We start from the raw sequence: 6,199 nt of genomic DNA, 5'->3' as shown, positions 1-6,199 counted from the left end.
CCTTTCTGTTGTTTGTTTGTTTAGAATTCTATTTTAACACAGAAACTGATCTCTATTCTATTATCTATATTACCAACAACTATTTTACACTATCACAAGCACAACTTCAAGTTTGGCTTGTCGCTGTCATAAAAGCATTTTTTCATGCCTACATCTAAACTGACCACACAACCTCGGCTTTTTCAAAAAACATCTAAATCGACCACTCGCAAACCCATGTTATCTAAATCGACCACTCGCCAAGTGCTGACATCTAAATCGCTCTCTCGCACTCGAAAATGCCGTCTTTGACTTGTTCCCATGAACCGATATTTTCACGATTTTGACACATCAGATTTTTACTCTCAAACCTCTAAAAACCCAGTATTACTGGACTTTTCACCCATCTACTTCTCAACCCTTGACATCAATACTACCGTCTCAACGTGGCTCGAGTGCTCATTATTGATGTCGTGGTTAAGGGGAACATATCAACCGTTTTTGAGCTTTTCGAGGTCTGGGGAAACATATCAACTGTTCTGGGTGTTTTGGGAAACATATCAATAGTCTTTCATTAAATCAAAACATTAATACAACCTCATCACTATGCCTTGTATGTGCAATAATGATGACCGTTGAGCCTAGTATCCCCTTGGTGTTAGATTATATTTAAAATATGAAAATCACTTAAAACGTGTCCTCATAATTTGATAGTATTTCAATTAGCTACTCTACAGACTGGATATAAAAAATATTCTAAAGTAACTTTTGCATTTTAAAATTTTTTAATAACTGACCTCTTTTTTCAACAATCTGATTTTTTTGAACAATATAGCCTCTTTTTTCAAAGAAAGGTTTCGCAGTAATGGAAGCATCGGTTGTAATAATATGAATGCCATTCTGGTATGTGTAATTTTCAATCCTATCAGAAATCAAAGTCGCTACTCCAATTCCTTGATAGTCTTTATGAGTAAATAAGTGATCGAAATATCCCTTGCAATCTACATCTCCAAAACCAATGATTATATTGTTCTTTTCTACAATAACAGAATAATTATTTGAAAGCCTATTATTCCATTTAACCAAATCAAAGTCTCTTGATGCCCATGCATTAAGCTGAATTTCTGTGTAATCCTTTGAGTTTACTGAATGAATAGTTTCGTAAAATAAATTCGCAATCATTTCACAGTCCTCTGGACGATACTCACGTATATTCATTCCAATCTGCCTCCTAAAGATGGTTTATTGTTTCGATAAAATACAACAAGCTTCAACATGTGTTTTGATAGAAAAATGATACTAATACGCATTAATATTCGATCTGTGTAAAGATATACCTTCTAGAATAATAGGGGTGTAATCTTTTCTAGCTTATACTTTTACATAATATATAGTATGCACCTCATGTATACAGTCATTTTATACCATTAATATAGAATTGATCACTAAGCTTTACTTTATAAATTCAACCTCTGAATATAGTGTTGATGTTGAATCCAATAATGGTTGAGGGATATCTTTTAAATGAAGATCAAAGAATGATGCTATATAGTTTCTCTGCGCCTCAAACACTTGATCAGGGTCAGCAGTACCGATACTTTGTTGAATTACCCTTGGCGAAATACTTAACTTTCTATTAAGTAGCGGAAAAAGAATCTGATAATCAGTAAAGGTATAATGTGCTCCATTGGGTATGGCAAGATCCAATTTCCATCCAGTTGAATTCTTCCAGAAAGAATTTCTATCCTTTGCAGTTAGATGGGAATCTACTTCTCCATCATCATTATAACCTGAGTTCATAAGCATAAATGGACGACTTAAACCATACTCAGCTACAGGAAGCAGATAATCAGGCATATATCCCAAGCTACCATCCATATCTATACCTGCATCTACCCTATCATCTTCATACATAACTTGTGCAGAAGTTGCGCCACCAGCGGAATGTCCAAATATACCTACCTTCGAAAGATTTAATACTTTATCAAGACCTGTAGGCAATCTCCTCTGTTCATAGTCAGGGTTTTTACCATCCTGTATTGCAGCAAGCTGATCTAGTACATATTTCATATCATCAACTCTTACATCCATCATCTTAAGCACGGTCTCTGCGTTCATGTCTTTTAATTTCCCAGTTTCAACACGTCCATCTGGAAATTCAACTGCAGAAGTTTCATATGTGTGGTCTACTGTAACCACTACGTAGCCTCTGCTTGCTAAATCTTCCACTACTGCAGTACCAAAATTTCTTGGAACTGTACCTCCTGGAGAATATAAGATTACCGGCCACCCTTCATCACTGTTTGCAACTAGTGCATTAACCCATGCATTTGTAACTATGCCAGATAAGTCAATTTGTCCAGGATCTAATCCAATAGTTGTAACAGTGTTTTCATCATAATGTTTAGCTGCTCCAGGTTTCATATACAATGCTTTTTCTTCGCTCTCTCTCTGTGCAGGATACCAGATACTTATCATAAGTTCCCTTACTTTATCCTTCACCCAAGGATCAACTCGTGTATCATCTACCAAGTGTATTTCAGTAGTACCTATCTCATGCTGACCTGTTGGTTTTGGAAGTTCCAAAATAATCTTCTCGCTGGTATAAGGTTCTTCTTTCTCTACTGGTGGAGTAGTCCAAAGCAATGTTCCAACCAGTGTGATCATAAAGATCAAGACTAAAGCAACTAGCGTCCTAACTACTGGGAGAGATTTACCATTAACTATCTTAGTAGATGAGTTAACTGTAATTCCAAAATAAATTGCATATATAAAGTTAAATATAATTACACATAAAACTATAGGCTGAATCAAATTTACTCCTGACAAATTACTAAAAAATCGTTTCAGAAAATTTATAATTGCTATATAATGTGCCACACCTATAACTAATGGTAAACCAAATATAAATACATTTTGTTTAAGTATGGACATGCTAATATCTCTATTGCTTACCCCTATTTTACTAAGAATCTCGTATCGTGATTTATCTGAAGTCACTTCAGATAGTTGTTTAAAGTAAATTATGCTGCCCGTTGCCATAATAAATACTAATCCAAGAAACCCTAATATAAACACATTAAAAGCTGCTCCTTCTATACCTAGCCTATATTCTGTATAAAATGTAGATAACTTGGATTCTGGCGTCTTGATTTCTGCCAGTGCATTTGTAGTTTTCTTCGTAGTCTTTTGATCCTCTACAACATATCCAACATAGTCTACCGTTGTACTTTGTGCTTTGAATTTACCATAATCCTCATCATTTACTACAATCATCACATCAGGATAGCTCCAATTGATTACTCTCTCAACTGTCATATCTTCAAACTCAAGAGTTATATCTTCCTTAGGAAGATTAAGAGTAATAGTCTCACCCTTATAATCAGATGATTCATAGTCCGTATACATTGGTCTTATTGCAATTGCTTTTCCATTTTCAATACTAGGTAGAGCAGTTAATCCTAAAATATTTGCAACCTTATTATATTGACCTACAGAGATTATCTTCACAGGGTTCTCATCAGCATTTGCTTCTCTTTCTGATAGTATCTTTGAACTTGAAGCTTCTCCTTTGCTTTTAATTACGGAGATTGTCGTTTGAGCAATAACAGGATGCTCTTCATCTCCTTGGATTATATTATCTACACTCCCATTAAAGGTTTCATCCTGAGAAATATACATATAACTAAAGGGTGTTGCCAATCGAGAGTTTTGTTCAAAACCATAGTACATTCCAACACCAACGCTGACGGCAGATAATGCAACTGCAGATAATAATGATATTACACTTAAGATTCTGGAATTATCTTTAATTCGATAAACTAGATTAGATGTAATTATTAAGTTCATTCCATTATAGTAGCTTTTCCTGTTGCGTTTTTTCATTTTAAGCAGCAGAACCACCGCTGAAGAGAATAGTAATATAGTTCCTAATATTATTCCTACAAGGCTTATGCTAATATTTTTAAGGACTTCTTGATTATCCGAAAACCTTTGAAATGCGAACCAATAGCCTAAGATTAAAGAGAGCACAGCCAGTATGCCAGATATAACAGATGCCTTAGGTTCCTGTTCTCCAACCTGTTCTGCTCTAAACAGTTCAATCAGTTTAAATTTATAAATCAATCTATATCCTTGAATAGACGTAAGCAAAATAATAGCTATAAATACAATGGTTGTATTAATAACAGCCTTAAGAGAAAATACCATGCCTACATCTATTACTATTCCAAGGAGTCTAACTAAAATCATGCTGAATAATCTAGACAAAAATGTCCCTACTGCAATTCCTATTATTAATACTATAATACCCATAATAAAGTTTTCATAAAATAGCATTCTACCTATAGTTTTTTTCTGTAAACCAAGAAGGGAATACAATCCTACTTCTTTTTTTCGTTTTCTTGCAAAAGTTCTATTTGAATACAGTATAAATACACTTACAAATAGTATAAGTATAACAGACGCCACCATAAAAATTGACTCCATTGCCTCTGAGGATTCTATACCCTTTGCTATTTCTGTACTATACTGCAGAGAAACGAAGGTATAATAAATAACTACACTAAAAAGCATAGAGATAAAATAAATAATGTAGCTTTTAAAATTTCCTTTCATATTTTTCTTCACTACATCAAATAATGTCACTTGCACTTCCTCCTAACATATTTAAAACATCCAATATTTTTTTAAAAAAGTCTTTTCGGGATGTATTTCCCTTAACAAGCTCTGTAAATATATTTCCATCTTTTATAAAAAGCACCCTCTTACAATAGCTTGCTGCAAAGGCATCATGAGTTACCATAAAAATTGTTGCCTTATCTTGTTCATTAAGTGATTTTAAACTTTCCAAAAGATCCGCAGCAGACTTTGAATCTAATGCTCCCGTTGGTTCATCAGCTAATATTAATCTTGGATTTGATATTATAGCACGTGATGCCGCCGTACGCTGTTTTTGTCCCCCTGAAATTTGATAAGGATACTTTTCAAGTATAGGGCGAATACCAAACTTATCTGCAATTTCATCAACTCTGCGTTCCAGCTCTGATACATGTATTTTAGATATTGCCAAAGGAAGCAGAATATTCTCCTTCACAGTCAATGTATCTAATAAATTATAATCCTGAAAGATGAAGCCCAATTTATTCCGTCTAAAAGCAGACAATTGTTCCTCATTCATATTCAATATATTCTCTCCATCTATCACGATATGGCCAGAGGTTGGCTGATCTATTGTAGCTAAAATATTTAAAAGAGTTGTTTTCCCTGATCCGGAAGGACCCATGATTCCAACAAATTCTCCTTCCTGAACGTTCAAGTCAATTCCATGCAAAACAGGAAAAACAGTTCCCTTTAGACCATATACTTTTTTGATCTTTCTTGCTTCTACAACTGTTTTCATATATTAAATTCCTCCATTTAAGTAATTTCTAATCCTGTTTTAATATTAGCATTATAAAATCAAATAATCCCTTTATTAACCTTACGATTTAAAAGCTCAACCTTACAATTTTGTAAGCTGTTTGTTAGAGTATAATTATTATTGGCAATAAGGCATAAAAATAGGAAGTAGAGAAAATCCCTACTTCCCATACATACAGTTTTTCTTTTATAATGTTTAACGACGAAGAAAAACTTACGAAAGAAGGCTGTATGATGAATACTATTTTAAATGAAAAAATGATTCCTTTCAAGGAGCTAGAGAAAAAAGTTTTTGATTATACATGTGAAATTGGTCGAATGATAATAAAGACCATACTAGAAAGCTATGATGGACATCTTCTAGAAACCAGAAACAAAAGGGAGCTCCGATGCAAGGGGAGACGTCAAACTACTATAAAAACAGTTATGGGTGAAGTAGAGTATTCCCGGAATGTCTATCAGACAAAGGATGAAGAGGGCCGTAAAGTCTGGGTTTATCTACTGGATAAAGAAATGCAGATGGATAAAATAGGCCTAATATCAACGAACCTAGCAGAGAAGATAGCAAGTGTCGTAACTGATAATTCCTATAACAAGACTGCAGAGATTATTAGTAGTACCATGGGTCAAACAATCAGTCATGGAGGTGCCTGGAATCTAGTTCAAAAGCTCGGAGAGCGAATTTCCGAGGAAGAAACCAACAGGTGAATATTTCGCGTCATAAGCACCAGTGATACTCTTTATGGCCCCACCTGTATAGTTGATAGCCCTACTTGACATCAATACGCACATTAGCTCC

The 6,199-nt window shown here is 34.4% G+C and carries 4 protein-coding genes; 1 reads left to right on the top strand and 3 read right to left on the bottom strand.

The annotated features are described in order from the left end of the window. Positions 1 to 735: 735 nt before the first annotated feature. From EV211_RS10325 to EV211_RS10315, 3 genes are all read right to left on the bottom strand, one after another. Positions 736 to 1,197: a GNAT family N-acetyltransferase gene (locus EV211_RS10325; RefSeq protein ID WP_133529354.1), complete on the bottom strand. Its 462-nt coding sequence runs from the start codon at positions 1,195 to 1,197 to the stop codon at positions 736 to 738. Positions 1,198 to 1,431: 234 nt separating this feature from the next. Then, the gene (locus EV211_RS10320) at positions 1,432 to 4,626 is read right to left on the bottom strand and encodes an FtsX-like permease family protein (protein WP_133529353.1); all 3,195 of its coding nucleotides are present in this window, start codon (positions 4,624 to 4,626) and stop codon (positions 1,432 to 1,434) included. Continuing rightward, the gene (locus EV211_RS10315) at positions 4,613 to 5,380 is read right to left on the bottom strand and encodes an ABC transporter ATP-binding protein (protein ID WP_133529352.1); all 768 of its coding nucleotides are present in this window, start codon (positions 5,378 to 5,380) and stop codon (positions 4,613 to 4,615) included. Before EV211_RS10315 ends, EV211_RS10320 begins: the two co-directional genes overlap by 14 nt. A gap of 251 nt (positions 5,381 to 5,631) precedes the next feature. Here EV211_RS10315 and EV211_RS10310 point away from each other — a divergent pair, with 251 nt between their 5' ends. Next, positions 5,632 to 6,108 carry a UPF0236 family transposase-like protein gene (locus EV211_RS10310; protein ID WP_166635448.1) on the top strand — a complete coding sequence of 159 codons (477 nt, stop codon included), beginning with the start codon at positions 5,632 to 5,634 and terminating at the stop codon, positions 6,106 to 6,108. Positions 6,109 to 6,199 lie beyond the last annotated feature (91 nt).

Origin of the sequence: Aminicella lysinilytica (assembly GCF_004362975.1) — a bacterium.
GTDB classification, from domain to species: domain Bacteria; phylum Bacillota; class Clostridia; order Peptostreptococcales; family Anaerovoracaceae; genus Aminicella; species Aminicella lysinilytica.
The sequence above is the reverse complement of the archived record's forward strand: the minus strand, read 5'-3'. Positions and strand labels throughout refer to the sequence as shown.

Bases quoted from the DNA above. Each gene is read 5' to 3' on its own strand.
- EV211_RS10325 (WP_133529354.1), bottom strand. From the start codon at position 1,197: ATGAATATACGTGAGTATCGTCCAGAGGACTGTGAAATGATTGCGAAT.
- EV211_RS10315 (WP_133529352.1), bottom strand. From the start codon at position 5,380: ATGAAAACAGTTGTAGAAGCAAGAAAGATCAAAAAAGTATATGGTCTA.
- EV211_RS10310 (WP_166635448.1), top strand. From the start codon at position 5,632: ATGATGAATACTATTTTAAATGAAAAAATGATTCCTTTCAAGGAGCTA.